At 38.6% G+C, this 25,060-nt stretch carries 17 protein-coding genes and 5 pseudogenes; 11 read left to right on the top strand and 11 right to left on the bottom strand.

Annotation, left to right across the window (positions count from 1 at the left end; all coding sequences use genetic code 11):
• Positions 1 to 43 precede the first annotated feature (43 nt).
• The 3 genes from MKY16_RS21135 (at position 44) to MKY16_RS21125 (ending at position 3,437) form a co-directional block, all read left to right on the top strand.
• Positions 44 to 1,075: a S8 family serine peptidase gene (locus MKY16_RS21135; protein ID WP_340956907.1), complete on the top strand. Its 1,032-nt coding sequence runs from the start codon at positions 44 to 46 to the stop codon at positions 1,073 to 1,075.
• Between the two features lie 328 nt (positions 1,076 to 1,403).
• The gene (locus MKY16_RS21130) at positions 1,404 to 2,138 is read left to right on the top strand and encodes a LytR/AlgR family response regulator transcription factor (protein WP_340956905.1); all 735 of its coding nucleotides are present in this window, start codon (positions 1,404 to 1,406) and stop codon (positions 2,136 to 2,138) included.
• The gene (locus MKY16_RS21125) at positions 2,139 to 3,437 is read left to right on the top strand and encodes a sensor histidine kinase (protein ID WP_340956903.1); all 1,299 of its coding nucleotides are present in this window, start codon (positions 2,139 to 2,141) and stop codon (positions 3,435 to 3,437) included.
• A gap of 123 nt (positions 3,438 to 3,560) precedes the next feature.
• Here the strand turns inward: MKY16_RS21125 and MKY16_RS21120 are convergent, their stop codons facing one another.
• On the bottom strand, positions 3,561 to 4,181 hold the full coding sequence (locus MKY16_RS21120; RefSeq protein WP_340956902.1) for an ABC transporter ATP-binding protein: 621 nt from the start codon (positions 4,179 to 4,181) through the stop codon (positions 3,561 to 3,563).
• A 1-nt stretch (position 4,182) separates the two neighbouring features.
• Positions 4,183 to 5,142 carry an ABC transporter ATP-binding protein gene (locus tag MKY16_RS21115; RefSeq protein ID WP_340956901.1) on the bottom strand — a complete coding sequence of 320 codons (960 nt, stop codon included), beginning with the start codon at positions 5,140 to 5,142 and terminating at the stop codon, positions 4,183 to 4,185.
• A 366-nt stretch (positions 5,143 to 5,508) separates the two neighbouring features.
• Between MKY16_RS21115 and MKY16_RS21110 the strand changes: the two genes are divergently transcribed.
• The 4 genes from MKY16_RS21110 to MKY16_RS21095 all read left to right on the top strand — a co-directional run bounded on the left by MKY16_RS21110 (position 5,509) and on the right by MKY16_RS21095 (position 11,155).
• Positions 5,509 to 6,741, top strand: coding sequence for a radical SAM/SPASM domain-containing protein (locus MKY16_RS21110; protein WP_340956900.1), 1,233 nt, complete (start codon positions 5,509 to 5,511; stop codon positions 6,739 to 6,741).
• A gap of 21 nt (positions 6,742 to 6,762) precedes the next feature.
• Positions 6,763 to 7,809 (top strand): radical SAM/SPASM domain-containing protein, encoded by a 1,047-nt coding sequence (locus MKY16_RS21105; protein ID WP_340956899.1) that lies wholly within the window; start codon positions 6,763 to 6,765, stop codon positions 7,807 to 7,809.
• A gap of 128 nt (positions 7,810 to 7,937) precedes the next feature.
• The gene (locus tag MKY16_RS21100) at positions 7,938 to 8,615 is read left to right on the top strand and encodes an ABC transporter ATP-binding protein (RefSeq protein ID WP_039273985.1); all 678 of its coding nucleotides are present in this window, start codon (positions 7,938 to 7,940) and stop codon (positions 8,613 to 8,615) included.
• Positions 8,612 to 11,155 carry an ABC transporter permease gene (locus MKY16_RS21095; RefSeq protein ID WP_340956898.1) on the top strand — a complete coding sequence of 848 codons (2,544 nt, stop codon included), beginning with the start codon at positions 8,612 to 8,614 and terminating at the stop codon, positions 11,153 to 11,155. The genes MKY16_RS21100 and MKY16_RS21095 overlap by 4 nt, the downstream gene beginning before the upstream one ends.
• Positions 11,156 to 11,199: 44 nt before the next feature.
• Here the strand turns inward: MKY16_RS21095 and MKY16_RS21090 are convergent.
• Positions 11,200 to 12,096: pseudogene (locus MKY16_RS21090) on the bottom strand (IS30 family transposase).
• 384 nt (positions 12,097 to 12,480) lie between these two features.
• On the opposite strand from MKY16_RS21090, the gene MKY16_RS21085 reads away from it, so the two are divergent.
• From MKY16_RS21085 to MKY16_RS26185, 3 genes and pseudogenes are all read left to right on the top strand, one after another.
• Positions 12,481 to 12,615 (top strand): hypothetical protein, encoded by a 135-nt coding sequence (locus tag MKY16_RS21085; protein ID WP_268988512.1) that lies wholly within the window; start codon positions 12,481 to 12,483, stop codon positions 12,613 to 12,615.
• A 332-nt stretch (positions 12,616 to 12,947) separates the two neighbouring features.
• The gene (locus MKY16_RS26190) at positions 12,948 to 13,124 is read left to right on the top strand and encodes a transposase (RefSeq protein ID WP_445744868.1); all 177 of its coding nucleotides are present in this window, start codon (positions 12,948 to 12,950) and stop codon (positions 13,122 to 13,124) included.
• 181 nt (positions 13,125 to 13,305) lie between these two features.
• Positions 13,306 to 13,476: pseudogene (locus MKY16_RS26185) on the top strand (transposase); the annotation flags it as partial.
• Between the two features lie 1,128 nt (positions 13,477 to 14,604).
• On the opposite strand, the gene MKY16_RS21075 reads toward MKY16_RS26185, so the two are convergent.
• The 4 genes and pseudogenes from MKY16_RS21075 to MKY16_RS26175 all read right to left on the bottom strand — a co-directional run.
• Positions 14,605 to 14,745 (bottom strand): hypothetical protein, encoded by a 141-nt coding sequence (locus tag MKY16_RS21075; protein ID WP_155271719.1) that lies wholly within the window; start codon positions 14,743 to 14,745, stop codon positions 14,605 to 14,607.
• A 532-nt stretch (positions 14,746 to 15,277) separates the two neighbouring features.
• Positions 15,278 to 15,545 (bottom strand): annotated as a pseudogene (locus tag MKY16_RS26180) (sensor histidine kinase); the annotation flags it as partial.
• Positions 15,546 to 15,559: 14 nt separating this feature from the next.
• Positions 15,560 to 16,405, bottom strand: coding sequence for an IS4 family transposase (locus MKY16_RS21070; protein WP_340956896.1), 846 nt, complete (start codon positions 16,403 to 16,405; stop codon positions 15,560 to 15,562).
• A gap of 231 nt (positions 16,406 to 16,636) precedes the next feature.
• A pseudogene (locus MKY16_RS26175) lies at positions 16,637 to 17,112 on the bottom strand (histidine kinase dimerization/phospho-acceptor domain-containing protein); the annotation flags it as partial.
• A 111-nt stretch (positions 17,113 to 17,223) separates the two neighbouring features.
• Here MKY16_RS26175 and MKY16_RS26170 point away from each other — a divergent pair.
• Positions 17,224 to 17,416: pseudogene (locus MKY16_RS26170) on the top strand (IS3 family transposase); the annotation flags it as partial.
• Between the two features lie 714 nt (positions 17,417 to 18,130).
• Here the strand turns inward: MKY16_RS26170 and MKY16_RS21055 are convergent.
• From MKY16_RS21055 to MKY16_RS21040, 4 genes are all read right to left on the bottom strand, one after another.
• Positions 18,131 to 20,722, bottom strand: a complete 2,592-nt coding sequence (locus MKY16_RS21055; protein WP_340956892.1) for an ABC transporter permease — start codon at positions 20,720 to 20,722, stop codon at positions 18,131 to 18,133.
• Complete coding sequence (locus MKY16_RS21050) at positions 20,719 to 21,396, bottom strand: ABC transporter ATP-binding protein (protein WP_322252841.1); 678 nt, start codon at positions 21,394 to 21,396, stop codon at positions 20,719 to 20,721. The genes MKY16_RS21055 and MKY16_RS21050 overlap by 4 nt, the downstream gene beginning before the upstream one ends.
• Positions 21,397 to 21,725: 329 nt before the next feature.
• Positions 21,726 to 24,269 carry an ABC transporter permease gene (locus MKY16_RS21045; RefSeq protein ID WP_340956890.1) on the bottom strand — a complete coding sequence of 848 codons (2,544 nt, stop codon included), beginning with the start codon at positions 24,267 to 24,269 and terminating at the stop codon, positions 21,726 to 21,728.
• Positions 24,266 to 24,943, bottom strand: a complete 678-nt coding sequence (locus tag MKY16_RS21040; RefSeq protein WP_340956885.1) for an ABC transporter ATP-binding protein — start codon at positions 24,941 to 24,943, stop codon at positions 24,266 to 24,268. Before MKY16_RS21040 ends, MKY16_RS21045 begins: the two co-directional genes overlap by 4 nt.
• Between the last annotated feature and the right edge of the window lie 117 nt (positions 24,944 to 25,060).

Raw genomic sequence — 25,060 nt, 5'->3', positions numbered from 1 at the left:
TTATATATAGCATTCTATAAATTTGATAGGATAGGTGAAGACTATGTTTAACAACAAACAAGTAGTCATAATTGATACTGGAATAGACATGACGAATCGTAGCTTAAGTAAACATGTTATAGACGGAGTGAGATTTCAATATTCAGGAGACGAAATCATCGAGGATAATGATTTTCAGGATGACCATGGGCATGGAACTTCTGTGGCAGATACGATTGTGCAAATTTTTAATGAGGCTCAATTTTACATCATAAAAATAGCAAATGAAGAAGGGAAAACGAGTACCAGACTCTTGCATGTGGCGTTGAAGAAATGCCTTAATCTGAATATTAAATATATATGCATAAGCATTTCCGTTACTTCAGAAGGATACTATCAGCAACTTAGCCAAATTACACAGCAGTTAGTGGATCAAAATAAACTTATTTTTGTATCTGTAAAAAATGGTAGTCAGAGTAGCTATCCAGCTAGTTTGCCAACCGTCATTGGTGTAAATGGACAAATGTTCTGTTCAATTGATTCATTTTTGTTTTCAAAAAATAAAGAGATCCAAGCCGTATTTGATGAGGCTCCAATTTTTGTCTATACACTTGCCGAACGATTTGCCTTTTTTAGAGGTACTTCTAAAGCCAACGCTTTTTGTGTCGGATGGAGTATGCGAATTCTATCTTCCAATAGTCATAAAGATAAAATCACATTTGCTGATTATAATCATGTACTTGAACAGTATGCGTTACTACATAAAGTGGAGATACCTATAGTCAAAGATATGTCAGAAAATAAAATTGATAGTAATTTGGTGAAAAAATTTGGAGGGTCTATTGAAAAAGCAATTTATGAAGCTACTAATCATAAAATTGACATCTCTTCCTTATATGAAGGGCCATTTATTTCTCGGTTATCTGGAATAACCTTTTATAATTTTGTGGATTTTTGGAGCAACCTAGAAAAAGAGTTGAAGTATAACTTAATCGATTATCACAGTATAAATATATTAAATGTATGTTCTCTTTCTAGGCTATTGAAATACTTGGAAGAAGTTGTCATTTACTCAAGTACTAAGATAGAGGATTAGCTAATCACATAATCTTCTGTGTTAGTACTTACTTGATATTTAGTTTTAGGTAGTCTTTTAGAGGCGCAGCAGCTTAATGCTTCCTAAATTTTTCATTTTAAATAAATACATAAAAATGTATTTATTTAGAAATATAGTATTGTATGTATATTACTTGAAATGGTATACTATATGTGTGATTATTATTACTTTTTTTGATACATATTCCGATTATTCAGGATTTGAATTATTCCTTACATCTCAGAATTAATTCATTTATGTGAAGTTCACAATTTTATTTATAGACGATACTTTGCGATTAATAATGATTATGCAGGGATGTGTGAGGATGTTAAACATTGCTTTGTGTGATGATACAAATGTCGAATTGGGTCGGATTGAAGAATTAGCACTAAAATATCCTTTTACCAAAGTAGAAGTAGATACCTTTGGAAATGGTGAAAATTTGCTTCAATATGTAACAAAAAATAAAGTTGAGTACAATATCTATCTTCTTGATATTGAGATGCCCGATATGGACGGAATTAGTCTAGCTAAAAAGATAAGAGAGTTTGATAAAAGAGCTGTAATTATTTTTGTGACCAATTATAGTGAATATATGCCAGATGTATTTAAAGTACAAACTTTTGATTATATACTAAAACCAATAAATGAATGTAATTTTTATGAGATTCTCCAAAGAGCGGACCATTATTTACATAGCACGCACAGTTACTTTGAGTTTAGTTGCGAACGAAATAAGCTCGTTTTAAATGCAGATGACATTATTTACTTTGAAAAATGCGGTAGAGCTGTTCGCATCTATACTGAGACAAAAAAGTATACGTGCAATCAGACTACTTCACAAATACTATGTCAACTTGATCCGACGATTTTTTCTCAAATTCATGCTTCATATATTATTAATCTGAAATACGTGATAGGAATGAAGTGCGAAAAAGTTCTAATTAAACAAATTATAAACAAAGAAGTTCAGGATACTTATCTGGAATTACCGATCAGTAGAAAATTTAAGAAGGAATTTAAACAAAAAATGATAAATTATATGAGGAAGAGATACTAGTTGAAAAAAGTCATTTTTGATTTTATATTAAATTCTTTTGATCTTATTACCATAAGTGGACTTCTTAATAAGGTACTTGTTGTTAGAAATATTTCCCGAACAACCAAAAATCTAATATTAACATTTATAGTATTATGTGTTGTATTGGTGAATAATAATTTTCTAAATATGAATTCGAATGTAATCTCAAATATTATTTTAATAGTCACAGTGCTTTTTTTTTACTATGACTCTCTGAAGAAAAAGTTTTGGTGGGGTTTAAACGTTATACTAGTAGGTATAGCATCTCATGGGCTATCTTTTGTTATTATTAAAATTTGTTTTCCTGATTTACTTTTTATAACTAAGCATTCATCCTACTATTATGAAATGCAAGTTATGTTATCAGAAGTCATTAAGTTTTTTATATTCTTATGGATACCCTTCATATATAGAGTAGATGATTATCGAAAGAGAAATACATCTAAATGTTTAGATGTATTTTTGATTTCCCTTCCTATAGTTACTCTTATTATGCTGGGCAGCCATTGTGAGTTAATTCTAAAATCTGGTGAGCGTCCTAACCCAATTTTAAGCCTGATTTCTGTAATGGGAGTGCTATCAATTAACATCGCTATGCAATGGACTCATGAGAAACTAAACAAGGCTTATGGAGAAATGATGGAGCAAGAATTAGTGAATCTCAATAATGCGAAAAAAAATAATTATTATGATAACCTGGAGAAATCTCAAAAAGAAATTCGTGTGATTAGGCATAATATGAAAAATGAATTATTGACTTTACAAGGATTGTTGAAAGATCAAAGGAACAAAGAAGCAGATGCTTTTATAAAAGAAATTCTTTCAGATATTGGAAATACTGTAACTCAGAAATATACACCAAACTATGTGCTTAATTATTTGCTCACTGAAAAGATAAGTTTAGCTACTGAGAAGAATGTATTAGTAACTATAGATTGCTTTCTTCCAGAAAAATTTTCTTTGAGCAATAATGTCATAGCTAATGTATTTGGGAATTTGTTGGATAATGCAATAGAGGCCTGTGACAAGATTATTGAAGGTGAAAAATCAATTGATATAAAAATTAAGTATCATGAAAGGCAACTTTATTTAGAAGTTTCGAATTCCTATAATCCAAAGTTTTTAAATAGCAGTCTAGTAACTAAAAAAAAGGATAGGAAAAACCATGGCTTTGGTCTAAAAAGTGTTAGGAAGATTGTGAATGAGAATTCAGGAATCATAGACATAAGAATCGAAGAACATAAATTTTACGTTAATATTGTGTTGTGGGATCTGTAATAGCAGTGAAGAGGGGCAGTCTTCCCGTATTGATTTCAAAATTTCTGTACAAATATCCTACCACTTCTAAGCGGTTTAGGAGAGAAGGATTTATACGGGAAAGGACTGTAGCTTGATCTGAGCTTACAGCAGTACCTGCTCATAATTATTCACAATTTCACTGTCGTGTGTAATTAATATAATAGTATGACTCTCTTTGAGATCATCTAATAGCGAAATAAAGTTCTTTTTTACAACACTATCTAAATTTGAAGTTGGTTCATCAAAGATTAATACTTCTTTATTGGTATAGATATTCCGCAGTATTGAGATTAGTTGTTGTTGCCCTCCAGATAAAGAGAGATTCTTACCAATAATTTGCTGTTGGTCATTATTATGAATGAAATTATTGGTATCTAATAATTGGATGTAATAATTTAACTTCTCAACCGAGATACCCTGTTGGCCCAAAGTTATATTATTAAATAGGGTATCCACATACATTACAGGTTCTTGGAAACAAATTGCTATTTTTTTGATAATATCTTTACGCTTCCAATCCCTTAATTCTCGGCCATTAATTATAATTTTACCGGTGTAATTACAATTGATTTTTATAAGTAATTTTAGTAACGTGCTTTTTCCTGCTCCATTGTGACCCGATAGACAAAAAATAGTATGGCCGTGAATAACGAAAGAGACATTTGAAAGTGCCATTTCCAAACCGTTATAACTATAACTGACATCTTTAAACTCTATATTCATGTTAAATCACCTCATCTGCTTTCATAATGGTCTCAATTCTTTCGATAGATACTTTTGCTTGCTTCCAAGCAGCCACATAGTTTGTCACACTTTTAATGGGGCCTATAATCTGATTCGAATAATAAACAAATACCGTTAGTATACCCATGCTGGTTTGACCATCCATTACTAAAATGGCACCAACGCCTAAAAGAAGAACACTTCCAACAGAGGTAATGATTGAAGGAACAGTGGAGGCAATTATAAGTGTGTTTACTCTCTTTCTATTAGCCTCAAGTGATTTCCCCTCCAAAGGCATATACTTTCCAAGAATATAGTCCTTTATGTCCATTCCGATGGAATAAAGGAGTGAAACAAGGGTATTTCTGATATAAAAAAAAGAATTGTCGTAGGCTTCCATAACTAATTTAGTCTTTTGAGTGATTTTTTTATTAAGGAATATTTGACAAATTAAAGTGAAAATCATGATCAAAAGGATAAGTGCAAATAATTTGTAGTTGTAAAGTAGTAATACGATACAAATCACAATTAGAAAAAGTAAGTTGGATATTAGCACAGGAATACCATTGGATATCAATCTTTCGATTATCCCGATGTCGTTCATAAACAGAGATAATAATTTATCATTGTTAGCAGTTATAATTTCTCCTGGTAAAACAAACATCTTTTCTAATAACTTCTTCTTCATATTGTAAGATATTCTTTTTCCTAATTCTGCAAATACAAATTCAGAAATTAAACTACATAGGTGAGAAAATATATATAATCCAACTGTAATACCTATAAATTTTATAATTAAAGACAACTCTTTTGAAACTAATCCTGCATCAACAATTCTACTTATGTATTGAGGAATTATCATGCTGAGTATTGTATCTAAAGCTTGGAAAACCAATATCAATATAGTAAAGAAATGAAATTTGTGAACCCCTTTAAAAAGCCAATTATATTTTTTATACATAAGTTTATCCGCCTTCCTGATGCAATTATAAAAGCTTTAAAGAAATAGGTTAAAGAATATGTACTATACTTTGACGTTGTGAAACTATTCATTACTTTCTATTTTACTATTGGATATCTGATTATTATATTCATGACATAAACCACTTTTTTAATGTCATGAAATACATTTTATTAGACTTCGATACAAACCATTTGTATGTAGCACCATAATCTTTTTATGTCATTAAAGCATCGAATTATGACATAACAACAATTATTAGAGGATTTAATGATGTATTTAATAGAAAAAAGCAATTGGATTGTATGGGTCTATCTAGTTTTAGTAGATCACTTATTCTTGAACTAGTCGAAAGGAGATTAGATTGTGGCATATGTTTTTAATCCTTATTCACATGAATTATTTCATGATGATCAGGTGATTATTGCAAATACAAAGTCAGGTATTTATATGAAAACATCTAAATCTTATTATCTTGTGCTAAAGGATATGGTTAATAACGGGGAAATTCAGTTGCTACTAAATCCCGCAAAAAGTTCACAGCATATCGAAGTTGTTCATAATTTAACGAATCTTTTTCATGAATTAGTGAATATTCAATGCATTCTCACGGAAGATCAATTATCAGATGTTTATAAGGAGTCAGTTGATGTTGTATATCTAGCTTTAACGAATAGGTGTAATTTACATTGTAAACATTGTAGTGCTTCGGCTGATATAAGGTTTACCGACGCTTTAACAACAGAGAAAGTAAAAAAGGTTATTGATCAAATTGTTGTCCTTCGCCCTCAGGCTATTAATGTAACTGGTGGGGAACCTATGATGCGTATTGATATCATGCATATATTGGTGTACCTGAGAAGCAAATTTGATGGTATGGTTTTGTTGTCCACGAATGGTCTATTCATTTCTGAGAAAAATGCTGAACAGCTTCTTGAATACGTAGATAAGGTTTCCTTTAGTGTGGATGGTTATGATGAAGACACTTGTTCCCAAATTAGAGGAAAAGGCGTTTTTAATAGGGTGATTAAAAGCATTAAATTATTGCAAAGCAAGGGTTTACAAAAAATTGCCTTGTCGATGACAATTACTAACTATACCCTTGATGGGGGAAAAGAAAAATTTTTGAGTTTATGCAAGGAATTAAAGGTTGAACCTATATTGCGCACCATGACACCTGAAGGAAGAGCTGGAGAAAATAGCGATGAGATTTTCCCGGTGAAACCTTTTGATGGTGATCTCACCTCAGAAGATGTTGCATGTCGTCTTTGTTCACCTGGAAAAAGGGAATTGTTCATCGGGGGGGATGGGAATATTTACCCCTGTGGTGGACTGATGGAGTCTGTAGATTTTGTGTTAGGAAATGTATTTGACAATAATATAGTAACACTCCTAGCCGATAGCAATCTAACAACGGATTATGCTCAAATTGAACGTATACGACCTTGGAACTTTGAGCCATGTGCTGATTGCGATGTTCATTTATTTTGCCATCACTGCATTAGTAATATTTATTATCTGTATCAAAATCAACAGTTATTCGATTCCGTTTGTCAAAGGAAAAAGAAGCAACTTCAGAAATTAATTTGGAATAACTAAGTTCATAAGGAGGGCGACAAAATGAATTTCACCTTTTGGGTGACAGAAGATTGTAATTTGAAATGCAAATATTGCTATGTTAACAAAGCACCAAAAACGATGGAGCAAAAAACTGCAACTAAAGCTATTGAATTTATAGAAAAAGTACTTACTGCAAACCCTGAAAAGCAAAATGATAAGATCCATATAGGGTTACATGGGGGGGAACCACTGCTTAATTTTCCGATTATTCGATTTTTTATTGAGGAACTGAAGTTAAAATTCTCAAATAACATTGATTTTTCAATGACAACAAACGGGACAATTCACAGTAAAGAGATACTTGACTATGTTGTAAACCATGTCCAATTAACTGTAAGTGTGGATGGCGAGCAGGGAAGCCATGATCTTAATAGGGTATATAAAAATGGACAGGGTAGTTATAGACGGGTTATGGAGACTATTGAGTATTTAAACAACCAAGCACAATTTTATCGTGTAAGAATGACGGTTACGGCTAACAACGTCATGCATTTTGCTGAAAACTATATTTATCTTTCTGAGAAAGGCTGCCCGCTTGTCACCTTTGCTATAGATGAAAGCGATCCCCATTGGAACAAGGAGCTTATGCGAATTTATCACCATAATCTTAATGATATTTTTACCTATATGGTTGAAAAGGATCTCAGGCATGCGCAATATCATTTATACAACTTTAAAAATGAGTACTTCCGTCCAAGAGGGGCCTGCGATGCTTGCTTAACAAGCTTCCATTTCTCCAGCACAGGTGAAATTTATCCTTGTATTTATGCGGTAGGACACAGCGAATTTTCTATGGGCAATGTGTTTGATGGTTTGAATTTACAGCAATTGTCCAACTTGCATAAAGTTAATCAACACGAAGAGGGAACTTGTACTCGCTGTGCAATGTATAATAATTGTCGCAGCAAAATGTGTAAAATTATCAACAAAATACAAACTGAAAATTATTATAAAGCTTCTCCTGTATTCTGTACGGCTCAAAAAATCCATTATTCCACGGTAAAAAGCTTTGAGCATATATTAGAAAACTTTGCGGTAGGTAAGTAATTTACAATTAAATCGTTAGAATTATTACAATACTGTTAGATTTGAGAAAGATTGTGGAAAGATTAATATGATAATGTCTGTATTGTGGATTACTACGATACAGACATTATTTGTTTGGAGGAGAGCAAATGAAGATATTAGAGACCAAGAATCTAAAGAAAATTTACGGCAGTGGAGATACCACTGTTCATGCTTTGAACGGAGTGGACTTGAAGGTAGATCATGGAGAGTTTGTTGCCATCATTGGTACATCTGGGAGTGGAAAATCCACCTTGCTACATATGCTCGGTGGGCTGGACCGACCAACAAGTGGAAACGTCACGGTGGATGGAAAAGATATTTTTCCACTAAAAGATGAAGAGTTAACGATCTTTCGTAGACGAAAGATCGGGTTTATTTTCCAAAATTATAATCTGGTTCCTGTTTTGAATGTACGAGAGAATATAATACTACCCATTGAATTGGATGGGAAGCAACCAGATAAAGTCTATGTAGAAAAAATTGTGAATACGCTGGGGCTTGAGAATAAACTAGACAATCTGCCGAATAATCTTTCGGGAGGACAGCAGCAGCGTGTAGCTATTGCAAGAGCATTGGCGACGAAACCGGCTATCATTTTGGCAGATGAACCCACTGGTAACCTAGACAGTAGAACCACTCTGGATGTCATGGGACTTATTAAGGTGTCAAGCCAACAGTTTCGCCAAACGATCGTGATGATTACCCATAACGAGGAAATCGCGCAAATGGCGGATCGTATCATCCGTATTGAGGACGGTAAAATTATCGGTGGTGATATAAAATGATCAAAGTTAGAAATAAAAAGGCAATCCGCAATTTGGCAGACAAAAGCTATAAGGCCAATAAAACGAGAAACCTCATTGCCATTATAGCCATAGCTCTCACTTCATTGCTATTTACAACATTGTACACTATGGGGCTGGCCACCGTGGATAACATGCAACGAGCTATGATGCGGCAGTCTGGTGGGGATGGGCACGCCGTGCTTAAAAATATCAATGAAGAGGTATTTATAAAGATTAAACAGCACCCGTTGATCAAAGAAATAGCGTATAGACGTATATTATGTGACGGTGTTTTGAACAAGGAATTTTTAAAACGCCAAACGGAGTTCTGGTATTACGATGATGTGGCATTAAAGCTAGGATTCATTAAGTTGGATGGAGGTCATAGACCTATAGCCGAAAATGAAGTGATAGTAGATACTCATACGTTGCAATTGATGGGTGTTCCCTTGAAAATTGGCGCACCTTTGACACTAAAGCTTAATATTCGGGGTGAAGAAGTGCGACGCGATTTTGTTCTTTCCGGTTGGTGGAAGAGCGACCCACTATTTAATGTAGGACAAATCTACGCTTCTAAAGCATATCTAACGGCATATGCCACTGAACTGCAAAACACACATAAAGAAAACCACTTCTACACTGGTACTATTAATCCCTATATCATGTTCGACGATAGCCTTAATCTGCGGAGCAAGCTTGATCAAGTAATTGTAGAAAGCGGATACTCCTTGGATAAAGAAGCAGAAAACTATGTGGAAAGCAATGTTAATTGGGCATACCTATCAACCAACTTCATTATGAGTCCTGGAATTATCGTGGCACTCATTTCAGGCCTACTACTAATCATGTTGACAGGGTATTTGATTATCTATAACATATTTCAGATTTCTGTAATGCGTGACATTCGTTTTTATGGTCTTCTGAAGACGATTGGGACAAGTGGCGGGCAGATTCGCAGGATCATCCGCAGACAAGCTCTACTCCTTTCCACCTTCGGAATTCCCATTGGCTTAATTATAGGTTACATGGTTGGTAAGTCGCTTGTGCCATTGATCATGAAAAACACCAAGGCAGCTAGCATAGAAATATCGGTATCCCCAAGTCCATGGATTTTTATATTAGCTGCGTTGTTCGCAATTATGACTGTATCTATCAGCATCTATAAACCAAGCAGGACGGCTTCAAAAGTGTCACCAGTTGAGGCGATAAGATATGTGGACCGAGACCTCAAGAACAAGGTAATGCTGAAAAAAACTACTCAAGGAGTAAACATGCACAGCATGGCACGTACCAATTTGGGACGTAACAAAAAACGAACTATTTTGGTGGTCACCAGCCTCTCTTTGAGCCTTGTATTACTGAACACGACGTTTGCGCTCTCCCAAAGTATGGATATGGATAAATATTTGTCTTCCCGATTCAGTGACACAGACTTCCTAATTGGACATGCAGATTTGTTTAGACAGAATTTTGAAGGTTTAGAGAGTGAAACTTCTGGAAGTATTATTCGGGCCGTACAATCTCAACCTGGATTTGAAGGAGGAGGCCGTTTGTATGGTGACCCTCAGCTGTTAACAGTGGAGAAACCAAAGAATACTACTATAGAAACAAGTGATAGGCTTGATGCTTACAATAACTATACGGCACAAGTATATGGGCTTGAAGAGCTGCCGTTACACCAACTGCAATTAATTGACGGTGAACTGGATTACGGTTTATTAACTTCAGGAAAGTATATTCTGGAAGGAGTTGAGCTCAATGATAACGGCAAACCGAAATCGGATTGGATAAAATACAAGGTTGGTGACAAGATAACTCTCCATAGCTATATGGGCACCAAGGAAGCTCCAATGGACAAAGAGTATACAACGCATAAATTCATAATACTTGGTCACGCAGCAATTAAAAACTCCAATTCTGATCGCAGATTAAGAGACTACAACTTTTATCTTCCAGCGGATATTTATAAAAGATTGACACCGCATCCTATTGTGATGAGTTATGCTTTTAATGTATCCTCTGATAAGGAAACAACCATGGAAACTTTCTTAAAAAGCTACACAAAAATAGTAGAACCCCTAATGGATTACCAATCCAAGTTTACAGTAGAAAATGAAGTATCGGATATGCGAAAGACGGTCAGTTTAATTGGGGGCACGCTTAGTCTGATCATTGGCTTGATTGGGATCCTGAACTTTTTTAATGCGATTTTAACCAGCATATTAACGCGACGGCAGGAATTTGCCATGCTACAAAGCATTGGTATGACCAAAAAACAGCTGCGCAGTATGCTAGCCTTTGAAGGACTGTACTATACAGTTTGTACAAGCGTATTTTCTATCCTTTTGGCTATCATGTCCTCTTTGTTTATTGTAAAACCTATCAGTAGCATGATATGGTTTTTTAGTTATCATTTTGTGATCTGGCCTGTATTAGTTATATTGCCGCTTTTATTTGCTCTTGGAGTGATCATTCCATTAGTAATTTATTTTTTGAACAACAAACAAAGTATTGTAGAGCAACTTCGGCAGGCAGAGTAAATATTATTTTTATTGAAATTTTCTATTATTTATAAGACGGATTGTCAAGCCAAGTGCGACAGTTCCTCTGAAAAGGATTCGTGAGCGGTTTTCCAGCCCATGCATTTTCGGGGGCTGTGATTTATGAAGTGGAGAGCTGCCTCCAAGGTCTCATCTGTGATTTGGGCGAAATCCGTACCTTTAGGGAAGAATTCACGCAAGAGGCCATTGGCATTCTCGTTAGAGCCTCGTTGCCAGGAGGAATACGGATCTGCAAAATACACCTGTACGTTATGGGTAGCTTCCAGACTCGCATAGCAGGCAAACTCTTTGCCACGGTCAACTGATGCGGTTTGAAATGCCCCGGAGGGGTATTGGGAGGCGGCTACTCCAAAGGCGATCTCCATGGACAACGCAGTACGGTCAGGCACCGAATGGCGGTGTACAGACGTGTTTTGCGTTCGATAAACGTGGTCACACAGCCCTTGCTTTTTCCACGGCCGGAGACGACCGTGTCCAGTTGCCCATGACCAAATGTTTTCCGGGATCGAACCTCTTTGGGACGCTGGGTGATAGACTTGCCTATCGCAAATGTACCACGTCTCTCCGCTGGCTTCTGCCCTTTTCCTTTGTGCCTGAGGACCGTGAGAATGCCCTTCTCTAAACGTCCGTGATACAGCCAACGATATATCGTTTTAAAGCATACGATCGCACGCCTCTCCTGACGCAATCTCTCCATGATCTGCTCGGGGGACCAGGTCGCTTGAAGCTTATTTTGGATGCTACTAGCCAGCTCTGGCGTCCACTTGCCCTGCAGGAACCGAAGCCTTGCGGCGCTGGACATAGCTCTTCTGAGAGGTCTCAGCACGGTAAGGCTGCTCTGTTGCATTTCGGCGGATTCCCGGCTGATGCAGGATTTCTAGCTTGCTGCGTTCGATTATGCTAAGATGTGAGTAGCTCATGGTGGATTCTCCTTGTGTGAATGTGGGTGTAGGAACTTTCATTCTACACGAATCCGGTCATGGGCTCTTTGTCTATTTATATCCAGTAGGTGTCGCACTTCATATTACAATCCGTCATAAATTAAAGTATTCTGCAAAATATCGATTACGTAACTGACATTGTATATTGGTATCCATCTGGAAAGTTTATATATAATACCTAACATAACAGAAGAACGGTTTTTTATTACATTTGTATTTTAATCTTGGTTATTGATTGTATTCTATATAAGATCAATTATATAAATAAGAAGCTACTATTACCTCTCAAGGGTTGATGGAGAACTATTAAATAAGTTAACTATGCATCTGATATATATTAATTTAATTAAAGGAGAGTATACAATGGAAAAATTAGAATTATTGGATGTGGATGAATTTGATATGTCAATTCAAAAATGTGATGGGAGCAGATGTCAGTATGATTGTGCTCCTGATAGTAATGGGAACTGTAGTGCTGCTTGGACTGGATATTTATAAAATAGCAAATTTAAATTTCTGAATTATAAAAGACATGTGCGGATCTAAGCAGTAAAACTCAGATGCATAGTTATCCTTTTTGTGAAAAAAGTAATCTGAGTTTGGAGTATTGGTATGAATAAACGCAAGAGATTCTCTACTAAAACAACGATTTTCTTTTTATTAGAAAATCGTTGTTTTGTTATCTTTAATTTTACCTTCTTTTAAAAAGAAGACAACTGTACTATTCGTAAAATACTCACTAGGGAGTGTCTGAAAACTATCTATTGATTCAAATAAGGAATCACAGCATAATTTTACAGGAGAGAAATCACAAGGAGGCCTGTAATCCAATGCTAAGTCATGAAATTAGGGATCAGGATTGGGAACGGATTCACGGTCTATTGCCAGCCGAAAATACAGGCGAAGGCAGACCCTCGAAGCCCAATCGAGTGATGCTGAATGGGATTTTTTGGAAGGTGAAAACAGGCGCTCCCTGGCGTGATTTGCCGGGACGTTTTGGTCCCTGAAAAACCGTGTATTCCCGGTTCGCTTGTGGAGCCAAAATGATCTTTTTCAAAACATATTTGAGGCCTTGGCCAGCGACGCTGACTTGCAGGATGTCTCCATCGATAGCACTTCCTGCAAGGTTCATCAGCATGCAGCGGAGGCTAAAAAGGGGCTGAGAACGCCGAAACCCATCAAGAGACCGGACTGTCCCGAGGCGGCCGAAACACCAAAATTCACGCTGTAGTAGATGCCTTGGGTAATCCCATTCGCCTGTTTTTAACACCTGGAAATATCCATGACAGCACGGTGGCCATTGAAGTTCTCTCTGGTGTAACGCGGCCTGGAACTGTGGTTTTAGCTGATAAAGCCTAAGGAACTCTGAACATTAGAACATATATCGAATCTTAAGACGCTATGTTCTGCATCCCGCCAAAGTCTAATGCGGCACATCCTTGGGAATGCGACTTTTACTACTATAAAGAACGGCATGTGGTGGAATGTTTTTTCAACAAACTCAGGCAATTCCACGGGATTGCCACACGGTATGATAAGCTTTCTCGAAACTTTCTGAGCTTTGCCTTTTTTGGCTTTTGCCATGGTTTTATTGATTTAGCACCACTTGGTTGAGTTTTCAGATACACCCTAGTTAATTCCGTTGAATCTTTAAAGAAAGTAATCGTGGAGGCTCGTAGGAGATTTTTTCTACCCAAGATCCACTACGATTAACGTAGCAAACAAGGTTGCCTAGGTTCTTTATCATGGAAAATGAAGAGGAATAAGGCTGCATATAGCCTTGAATTCGGTGTTTCCTCTAGTGTCTATAGTCGCCATGAAAGTCCGGTTGGTTAAGAATTTTATCAGCTAGGCAACATACTAATTAAGAAACAAAACTTGAAAAAATAAATCATTATTACCTCTTCATTAACGAAGGGCAAGGAAATCTTACATACCAGTGGGGAACCACGCAATGACGTTCTGAGAAGTGCCTGCGTAGTGATTTTTGGCGATGTCAACAGACATTAAATTAGCGTGACGATGAAACTGATGTATGTTGCGGAGTAGAAGTCGCAGCGATGTACAGAGCCTGTTGGCGGATCGCACTGTTTTTTCGAGGATTAAGCAGGATCTAAATGTGTTACTCTGTTTGGATTACCTATGACGGGCAACGCTTCTCAGCCTTAATCGACTATGTCTTACTCTATAAATGTCACACACGATTTGCATGAAAAAAACCTCGCATTATGGAAGGATTTCCCGATATTTTAAATGTTATATTTAATTAATCTAATAAGATGTATTTCAGGTAAACTAGGGATTTTATACAATCAGCAGATGCGCTATTAAAATTTTAAAGTTTTGATGCTAAACACAAGCAGCACGTATCGGCAGAATGCTGAAACGTGCTGCTTGTGTTTAAAATAAGATAACTATGCATCTGAGTTTTAGTACCTAGATGTATACATACCGTTTATTGAAATTTAAAAAATTAATTTGCTATTACTACAATAAACCAGTAAAAGCAGCACTACAGTATCCCTTACTATCAGGTGCACAATCATACTCACAGCTATCTGCATCACAAATTGGTCCTTGGATTGACATATCAAAATCTTCTATATTCAATAACTCCAATTTTTCCATTGTTTACTCTCCTTTAATTAAATTGATATATATATCAGATGCATAGTTAACTTAATTAAATAGTGCCCATAAGTTTTGGGAAGCGATAGTAGACCTTTAACAGACTATTCATATACAGGATACGACCAAACGCCTAGTGAAAAATACAATTGTAATAAAAAACACTTTTTCTGTAATACTTGGTTGCCTGTGAAATTTTAATAATCCATTAAACCATGCCCTTTTTATGGATGAAGCTTTTTATTTCATTCACTGACTAATCCATTTCTAATATCGAACATTCGTTCTGTTTGTCACTAATAATGGTAATAATGAACCAAATAACATGGAGAATTAAATACTTAGCTTACTACTGCAGGATGTACCAGTAATCGCGACTAAAGGTACATTACCTCTTAAGGAGTCAACGACAATATCCTCGTTGCTCACCTCTTGAGTTTTTAATAGAGTAATTAAACTTCTCCTCCATGAGAAAATAGTATGTATTTCAGTGTTTTATAAAACAGGACATGCCATACTTAAAATTCCTCAATTAAATATTTTTCATAGAATTACTTGCTATCGGAAGAAAAATTGAGAAGGTCGAGCCGCTCCCCGGACTTGGTCGTAACTTGATGTTGCCCCCTCAGCGGCAATGATTTCTCTCGCCCAAAATAGCCCAATACCAACTCCCTCCTTCGAGTTCACAGTTTGTGATCGATAGAACGCTTAAAGATTTTGCTGTGTTCTTCCTGTGAAATTCCAATTCCGTTATCGGTGTTATCAATACGGCCGAATAAATCATAGGCAATCACCTGAATAACAGGTCTGTTGATTAACCAGAATAAGTAATTTGATTCATAGAAGCAGAGATACGCTCAAGAAGAACATGCTGAATCTGGATCAGCCATTCCACTGGTAGTTTTTGCAGAAGAAAAAGACGAGAAAATCGAGCAAAGGAAAGAATGGCATGTTTGGGCCACGCCGTTTGAGCAGCATCAAATAACCATTTAAGCAGGACATAAACGATGAGCGCGCAAAAGAGTTGACCATAGACCGCATTTTCGGTCGTGCCAAACAGCGTTGGGATATTCAAATGTTGCTTGATCCATCGGAAAAAGACTTCAATCTGCCATCGAGCCTTATACATCTGTGCGATTTGTTCCGCCGTGACCTGCATTAAATCGGTAACGACTCGGATTTCTCGACCTTCAAAATCCCGAAACATCACCACACGATGACGCTGCTTGGAACGACACTGTGGTGTCCCTAACTGGCAGGTGATATCCCGAATGACGGATGAATCTACCTCCTTGAGACGGGAAAGGGCATGAGGCTTTTCCAAATGGACGTTGTCCCGAAGCCGAATGACAAAGGATTGTCCTTGGATTTTGAACTCATCCAGACGCTCCAATTTTCCATAGGCACGGTCCATCACCACGATGTAATCCGGTTGAGCTAACGCTTCACTCATGGGGCCATCATGCTTGGAGCCCAGCGTTTCGACCACTTGAAGAGGTTGCCCATCTTCTGCTCGTAAAGCGACATTAAGCTTAATACCTGCACGCTCCCCGTGATAATGAGCCCAAGGTAACCGCGTTTTTCCCACCGTCATCGTGGTAGAATCGATGAGTAATAGTTCTTTTGGAAAGTTAGCTTCCGGCGAGCTTCCCAGTTGCATTTGCGAACAAGTAGATGGAAAAGTTCCTTAAATACGGAAAACGGGACTTCGGCGGCTTTGGTGGAAAAGCGTGAATAATGGACGACAGGCAGGCCAGAGAGAGGCGCAAAATCTACGCTGGATCGATAGCTTCTCCATTGTTCCAAGGCAGCCACACACCAGTATTGGAGTACATGGTATACCGTGAACTTGCGGGCTTTGTCTTCATAGCAACGGAGATCCCTTTAGCATCTGCCTTGGCGAAACTGTGATAATCTCCGTTTCAAGTTTGCGAGGTTTTCAACATTGCATGTATAAGGAAATGAAGTTTTTCGGCTTGTGTGGATAGAGATTTTATAAAGAGGAGCTATCCTCCAGCAAATCATATTCGCTAAGCAGTTGTGAGTAAAGGAAGATGTTAGCAATAGGTGTTTCGTTTGATGTGAGATGTCAGAAATGAGCTCGTTTATTTTATTTGTTTATGCCAACAAATTTTTCGAAGAAACGGAGCAAATGGAAAGAAATTGCGCAGGCTTGGCCTCTACTGCTGACATAACGGATTCGTCAAAAAAACGCTCTGAGAACTCGCCACTAATTGCAGCTTCAACCATATGATCAATAGTTTTCATTGTTTTACGTACGTTATTACGATATATAAGAATGACAGCCCCAGCAAAGAATAAAGTAGTAACGGCACCTCCAATACACACATAGTTCAGGGGAGTCATTTTTCACCGCCCATGTGTAAGCCGATCCCATATATGTCTTAATGTACTGGGGACAGGAGGGAAGATTCTCTAGCTTGTCACGTAGCCTTTTTATGGTGACTGACAAGCTAGAGGATCTTCCTAGATCCATGCCGTTTGTATGGCAGCCAGAAGGTTAATAAAGCTTTGGTTCAACAAGGAGTTACCGTGTCGGAAAAAACGGTAGTACGAATCATGAAGGAGCTTGGTTTAAAGTCCAAAACCATGAAAAAAATACAAAGCAACCATGAACTCCAAACATCAGCTGCCTGTTGATGCGAACCTCTCTAAATCAGTATGAACGGTTGCACCGAAAACCCAATTGAAATCCTCTACTTTGGGTATCCATTCTAACAGTAGTCCACTCTATTTAATTATGTCGAAAAAGTAGCTGATTTTTACATTAAAAGAATCAGGGGTACATACTAATGTATCTTAATAGTGAAGGGAGGTGATTACATGGAAAATCTCGAGATTTTGGTAGCCAATGATTTTGATATGATAGTACAAAAAGACTGTACTGGTAGTTGTACCTCAGATTGCCAAACACAAGATGGTCATTGTGATTGTAATGTCACCTGTTGGTGGTAGCATTCCCACATTAGAATTTTTGCTTGTTAAACGATTAAAGGCGGAAAAGGAGAAGTGTTTACATTTCTTCTTTTTTTTGCGTTCTATAGATATGCTTATAATTTCCTCATCTTTCTTGACTTTATAGTAGATCTGCGTCCATATAGACAATCGAATAGATACCTTCATAGGGCGATTATGAAGACGATTTAAGAGTTTCGTGGGTGATCCAATTCTGTGCCGTAGTCAGCTTATTCTCCTTGATGGATGTCCACAGTTGCTCTTTCACCAAGGTCCTATGTTTTTTCTCATTATTTTAATAAATTCAGGGAGGTTAGGGAACGGGCACTAATTATACAGTTGAGCAACTAAGAAATGACCTAGCCAGAAGTTTTTGCTAGGTCATTTCGTTTCTTGACTAGGGGGAGATTTATTCTGCTGTTCGCAGTCGTTCTACGATAGTTTTCTTGTTGCTCAGAGAATAAATAGCGAGAGGAAGACAGATCCCAAGCACGAGCAGAACAGGCAGCACGAGGATCAGCGGCCAAATAATAAATTTATAACTCATAAACCACATTACGTTACTCAAGGGTCTTGCAATCAAGACGGAAAATAAGCTTCCTAATAAGATGGAGCATATGCTAGTACCGAGCACATAGTACAGACCCTCATAAATGAGCATTGTCTTTAATTGTTTATTAGTCATACCGATACTTTGTAGTATAGCAAATTCTTGATGGCGGGTCAGAATGCTAGTTAGAAGCGCGTTTGCAAAATTAAGAGTACCAATCAAACCGATAATAACGCTGAGCATACCGCCAATCATCAAAATAGTATTTCGCATACCTAATAACGCGGTAATTACGGTAGATTTGGATCGATAGTGCATCGTTCGCTCCTTTACTCCGGTATAGTTCTTTAAGAAGCTCTCCATCGTTTTTTCTTTACTGTTGGATACATTAAAATCATAACTCATCACCGTAGGCTTCTTCACAAGTGTTTTGTAGATATCCGCCGGAAGAAAGAATTCAACATTAGCCCCTATTACACCATTATTAATTCCTTTTCGGGCGACATGACCGAGGACTGTGAATTCATGGCTAGTATACTCCTGGACTTTTGCTGTGTCCATATAGTTATGAAGGACAACCTTTTCACCTATCTTATATGCCGAATATTTCATTTTGGGATTACCATCGTTATCCAGTATGACATTTTCCAGGATATATTTACCCGAAGCCAGCTTGCCATAATCAAGCTCACCGTCAATTAGTTGTAGTCGGTGAAGAGGAAACTCTTCGAGACCATATGCTGCTGCTGATATGTTGCCACGAGCGTCGGTGTCGTATGGTAAAGAGCCACAAGCATTAATGCCTGGGGTTGCAGATAAGTTGACACGAGCGTCGGTGCCGTCTCCCTTTAAGGTCTCTTTACAATCAGCAGTGAGTAAATTGCTGCCACTGTACAATCGTCCACCTTCTTCAAAGCCAGGTTGTGCTTGTACGGCCTGGATATAACTTTCCGTCGTTGCATTGTCAGGACCTGTGAAATGTTCTTGAAAATAACCTGCATGTGCAATCACAAAGTCAGCGTCAATGCTTCTAGACACATATTTATCCATATCCAGACTTTGGGATAATGTAAAAGTAATATTCAGTAGCGCCAGACTTAGAGAAAGGCCAATCAGCACTAAAGTAGTCCGTTTCTTATTGCGCCCTAAGTTGGCTTGAGCCATCAGCGGCATTTTAGCACCGTTAGTTGATTTTTTCAGTTTTTTCTTACCCTTTTTGATAGCTCCGTCTACGTATCTTACTGCCTCGATTGGAGATACAGTCGCTGCAATCCTAATAGGCTTATAAATACTGATGATAACTGTAATGGCTGCAAACAAAGCGGAGCTGATAAAAATCCATGGGTTGGGGGATAGGGTTACCTCAGCGTGCCCAAAAGTGTTCATAAGCAGAGGGAGAAGCGATTTTCCGACCCCAAAACCCACAAGTAAGCCGATGGGAACTCCGACCAAGGAAAGAAATAATGCCTGTCTATGAATGAGCCTACGGAGTTGGCTACTGCTTGTGCCGATGGTTTTTAGAAGACCGTAGAAACGAATATCACGCATCACCGAGATTTGGAAAATATTATAGATGATCAAATAGCCAGTAAGCATGATCAGTAACAGACCACCAGCTAAGATAAAGACGACTTCAGGGTTTGAACTGAAAGTGTTGGAAAAATATGTCCAGTTCACAGAACTTGCAATGTAGTTCGGTGCATTTTGGTCTAGGGAATAACCGCTTTCTGTAATCACTTGATCAAGTTTTCCCTGGATGTTCGAGCTGTTATCGAACATGATATCTGCCCTGATGGCTCCGGTCCGATTATAATCCTGCTTATATGTGTTAATTAATTCTTCAGCATGGGCATCCACATAAGCTTTAGAAGCATAGATTGTGCCTACGTCCATCCCGGCGGCGAGGTCACTCTTCCACCAGCCGGCGAGGATAAATTCACGCTGCACCGTTTTGCCGTGAACCTCAAGCTTCAAGGTCAACGGAACGCCCTCTTTCAGGGGAATACCCAGTAACTGTAAGGTGCTAGAGTCCGCGATAACCTCATTTTCTGCCACCGGTTTGTGGCCTTTTTCTAGCTCAACCAATCCTAGCTTTAGCCCTAGATCGTCACGATACCAGAACTCTGTTTTGCGCTTTAAAAATTGCTCGTTTGTTACCTTTTGACTTAACGAGCGGCAATATGCTATCTCCTTAATAAGAGGGTGGTCTTTGATGTGATTAAATTCCTCATCGTTGATAAATTTGAGAGAAGCATGCGCTTCCCCACCGGCCTGTCGCATCGTTGCCTGCTGGAAACTTTCCATCGCGCCAATCCCCATAGTAAACACAGATGTAAATAACAAAGTGGACAAGGCAATAGCGATAATCGCAATAATATTGCGAGTTTTGTTCGTTTTCAAGCTCTTGTCTGATAAATTACGGATTACTCTTTTGTTCTTTACCTTGATCATTTGCCTTTACCACCAACTATTTTACCGTCCTCAATACGAATGATCCGATCGGCCATTTGCGCAATTTCCTCGTTGTGGGTAATCATCACCATTGTTTGGGCGAACTGTTGGCTGGATACCTTAATCAATCCCATTACATCCAGACTGGTTTTACTGTCCAGATTTCCGGTGGGTTCATCAGCCAAGATAATGGCGGGCTTGGCTGCCAGTGCTCTGGCAATGGCTACACGCTGCTGTTGTCCACCGGAAAGATTGTTTGGCAGATTATTCATTTTGTGGTCAAGGCCCAAGGTATGTACTATTTTATCTATGTGGGTTTTGTCTGGTTCTTTACCATCCAGTTCAATGGGGAGCACAATATTTTCATAGACATTTAAGACGGGCACCAGGTTATAATTTTGAAACACGAAGCCAATCTTTCGTCTGCGGAAAATAGTTAATTCTTCGTTTTTCAATGTGAAAATATCTTTGCCGTCAATCGTAACACTTCCGCTTGTCGGACGATCCAGTCCACCCAGCATATGGAGAAGGGTGGATTTGCCGCTCCCGGACGTACCAACAATAGCGACAAATTCACCGCTTTCCACCTCCAGATTCACGCCGTCTAAGGCATGAACAGCAGTATCTCCGTTCCCGTAATGCTTCCTTAATGCCTGAGTTTTCAATAAAGTCACTTTTGTTTCCCTCCAAGAAATAGTCTGTATCTCCTTGCTATACTATACAGACCGTATCATAATAATCTTTCAACAATCTTTCTGAAATCTAACAATGTTGAAAGAATAACCTGCCTATGGAAAGAAAAATGGAAGAGGTGGAGCCGCGAAGATTTTACCATATTCCTCTTCCACAATGCCTATGGAATGCAGAGTAGGGTATGGGGAAGCAGCTACGGTAAGTAGGTCTTTCACCAAAAGGCCTTATATAGCCAGCGATAGATGGTTTTAAAGCATACGATAATGACCTAGCTATAAGTTTTTGCTAGGTCATTTCGACTAAGGGGGATTTATTCTGCTGTTCGCAGTCGCTCTACGATAGTTTTCTTGTTGCTCAGAGAATAAATAGCAAGGGGAAGACAGATCCCAAGCACGAGCAGAACAGGCAACACGAGGATCAGCGGCCAGATAATAAATTTATAACTCATAAACCATATTTGGGCACTCAAGGGTTTCGCAATCAAGACGGAAAGTAGGCTTCCTAATAAGATGGAGCATATGCTGGTGCCGAGGACATAGTACAGACCCTCATAAACAAGCATTGTTTTTAATTGTTTGTTGGTCATGCCAATGCTTTGTAGTATAGCAAATTCCTGATGCCGGGTCAGAATACTAGTTAGAAGTGCGTTTGCAAAATTAAGAATGCCAATCACACCAATAATAATACTGAGCGTACCACCGATCATCAGAATTGTTTTTTGCATACCTGAAAGCTCGGCAATTACGGTGGATTTGGACCGATAGTCCATAACGGGCTCCTTTGCTTCGGTATAATTCGTTAAAAAGCTCTCCATCGTTTTTTCTTTACTGTCGGATACATTGAAGGCGTAACTCATCACTACAGGCTTCTTGACAAGCGTTTTGTAGATATCCGCCGGGAGATAGAAGTCAGTATAACTAGCAACGTCTACACCAGAATTGGATGATTTTATTCCGACATGACCTAGAACTGTGAATTTATGGCTAGTATACTCTTGGGCATTTGCTGTGTCTATATAGTTATGAAGAGTAACCTTTTCACCTACTTTGTATACGGATCGTTTCATTTCAGGATTTTCGTAATCGTCTAACCAGACTCCTTCCAGAATGTACTTTCCCGAAGCTAGCTTGCCATAATCAAGTTCACCATCAATTAATTGTAGTCGGTGAAGGGGGAGATCTTCAAGCCCATACATTATTGCAGATAAGTTGCCGCGAGCGTCAGGAGTGACGATTTCCCCCTTCCCCTCTTTGTTATCTTTATGCTCGATAGCGAATAGATTGCTGCCACTGTACAATCGTCCACCTTCTTCAAAACCGGGTTGTGCCTGTACGGCCTTAATATAGCTTTCCGTTGTTGCATTGTCATGGCCTGTGAAATGTTCTTGAAAATAATCAGCATGTGCAATTAGAAAGTCAGTGTCATGGCTTTTAGACACATACTTATTCATATCCAGACTTTGGGATAATGTAAAAGTAGTATTCAGTAGCACTAGACCTAGAGAAAGGCTAAGCAGCACCAAAGTAGTCCGCCTCTTATTGCGCCCTAAGTTGACTCGAGCCATCAGCGGCATTTTAGCACCGTTAGTTGATTTTTTTAGTTTTTTCTTATCCTTTTTGGTAGCTCCGTCTACGTATCTTACTGCCTCAATCGGAGACACAGTTGCCGCAATTCTGCTAGGCTTATATGCACTGATCATAACTGTTATGACTGCAAACAGAGCGGAGCCGATAAAAATCCATGGGCTGGGGGATAGGGTTACCTCAGCGTGCCTATAATTGTTCATAAGCAGCAGAGGGATAAGCGATTTTCCGACCCAAAAACCCCCGAGCAAGCCGATGGGAACCCCGATCAAGGAAAGAAATAATGCCTGTCTTCGGATAATTCTGCTGATTTGCCTGCTGGTTGTGCCGACGGTTTTTAGAAGACCGAAGAAACGAATATCACGCATCACCGAGATTTGGAAAATATTATAGATGATCAAGTAGCCAGTAAGCATAATCAGTAACAGACCAATGGCTAGGGGAAAGACGGCTTCAGGGTTCGAACTGAAAGTGTTGGAAAGATAAGCCCAGTTAACATTACCGTTAATATAGTTTGGTGCATTTTTGTCCAGGGAATAACCGCTTTCTGTAATCACTTTATTAAGATTTTCCCGCATGTTCGAGCTGTTATCGAACATGATACCTGCATTGATGGTTCCGGTCATATCATGATCCTGCTTATATATGTAGCGTAATTCTTCGGCATGTGCATCTACATAAGCTTTAGAAGCATAAATTTGACCTCTGGCTATCCCGGCGGCGGGGTCACTCTTCCACCAGCCGGAGAGGATAAATTCACGCTGTACCATTTTGCCGTGAACCTCAAGCTTCAAGGACAATGGGGCGCCTTCTTTCAGGGGAGTACCCAGTAACTGTAGGGTCTTCGAGTCTGCGATAACCTCATTTTCCGCCACTGGTTTGTGGCCTTTTTCTAGCTCAATCAATCCTAGCTTTAGCCCTACATCGTCATGATACCAGAACTCCGCACGACGCTTTAAAAATTGCTCGTTTGTCACCTTTCCACTTAACAGGCGGTTATATGCTATCTCTTTAATAAGAGGGTGGTCTTTGATCTGATTAAATTCCTCATCGTTGATATATTTGAGATAACCATGCCCTGCACCACCAGACTGTCGCATCGTTGCCTGCTGGAAACTTTCCATCGCGCCAATTCCCATAGTAAACAGAGATGTAAATAACAAAGTGGTTAAGGCAATAGCGATAACCGCAATAATATTACGGATTTTATTGGCTTTTAAACTTTTATCTGATAAATTACGAACCGCCTTACTGTTTTTTACTTTGATCATCTAGTCGCACCACCTACTATTTTACCGTCCTCAATCCGAATGATCCGATCGGCCATTTGCGCAATTTCCTCGTTGTGGGTAATCATCACCATTGTTTGGGCGAACTGCTGGCTGGATACCTTGATCAATCCCATCACATCCAGACTGGTTTTACTGTCCAGGTTTCCGGTGGGTTCATCTGCCAAGATAATGGCGGGCTTGGCTGCTAGTGCTCTGGCGATAGCTACACGCTGTTGTTGTCCACCGGAAAGATTGTTTGGCAGATTATTCATTTTGTGGTCAAGGCCCAAGGTAAGTGCTATTTTATCTATGTGGGTTTTGTCGGGTTCTTTACCATCCAGTTCAATCGGAAGTACAATATTTTCGTAGACATTCAAGACAGGTACCAGGTTGTAATTTTGAAACACGAAGCCAATCTTTCGTCTGCGAAAAATGGTCAATTCTTCGTCTTTCAGTGAAGAAATATCTTTGCCGTCAATCGTAACGTTTCCGCTTGTTGGACGATCAAGTCCACCCAGCATATGGAGAAGGGTAGATTTGCCGCTCCCGGACGTACCGACAATAGCAACAAATTCACCGCTTTCCACCTCCAGATTCACGCCGTCTAAGGCATGAACAGCAGTATCTCCGTTCCCGTAATGCTTCCTTAATGCCTGAGTTTTCAATAGGCCCATATACATTCTCCTCCACAAAAAAATGTCTGTATCGTAGTCATCTACAGTACAGACATTAGCACACTAATCTTTCTACAATCTTTCTGAAATCTAACAGTGTTGAAAGAATAACCTGCC

The organism is Paenibacillus sp. FSL L8-0641, from assembly GCF_038006265.1.
Lineage (GTDB): Bacteria > Bacillota > Bacilli > Paenibacillales > Paenibacillaceae > Paenibacillus > Paenibacillus polymyxa_D.
Note: the sequence above shows the minus strand (reverse complement) of the source record. Positions and strands in the feature narration are given on the sequence as shown.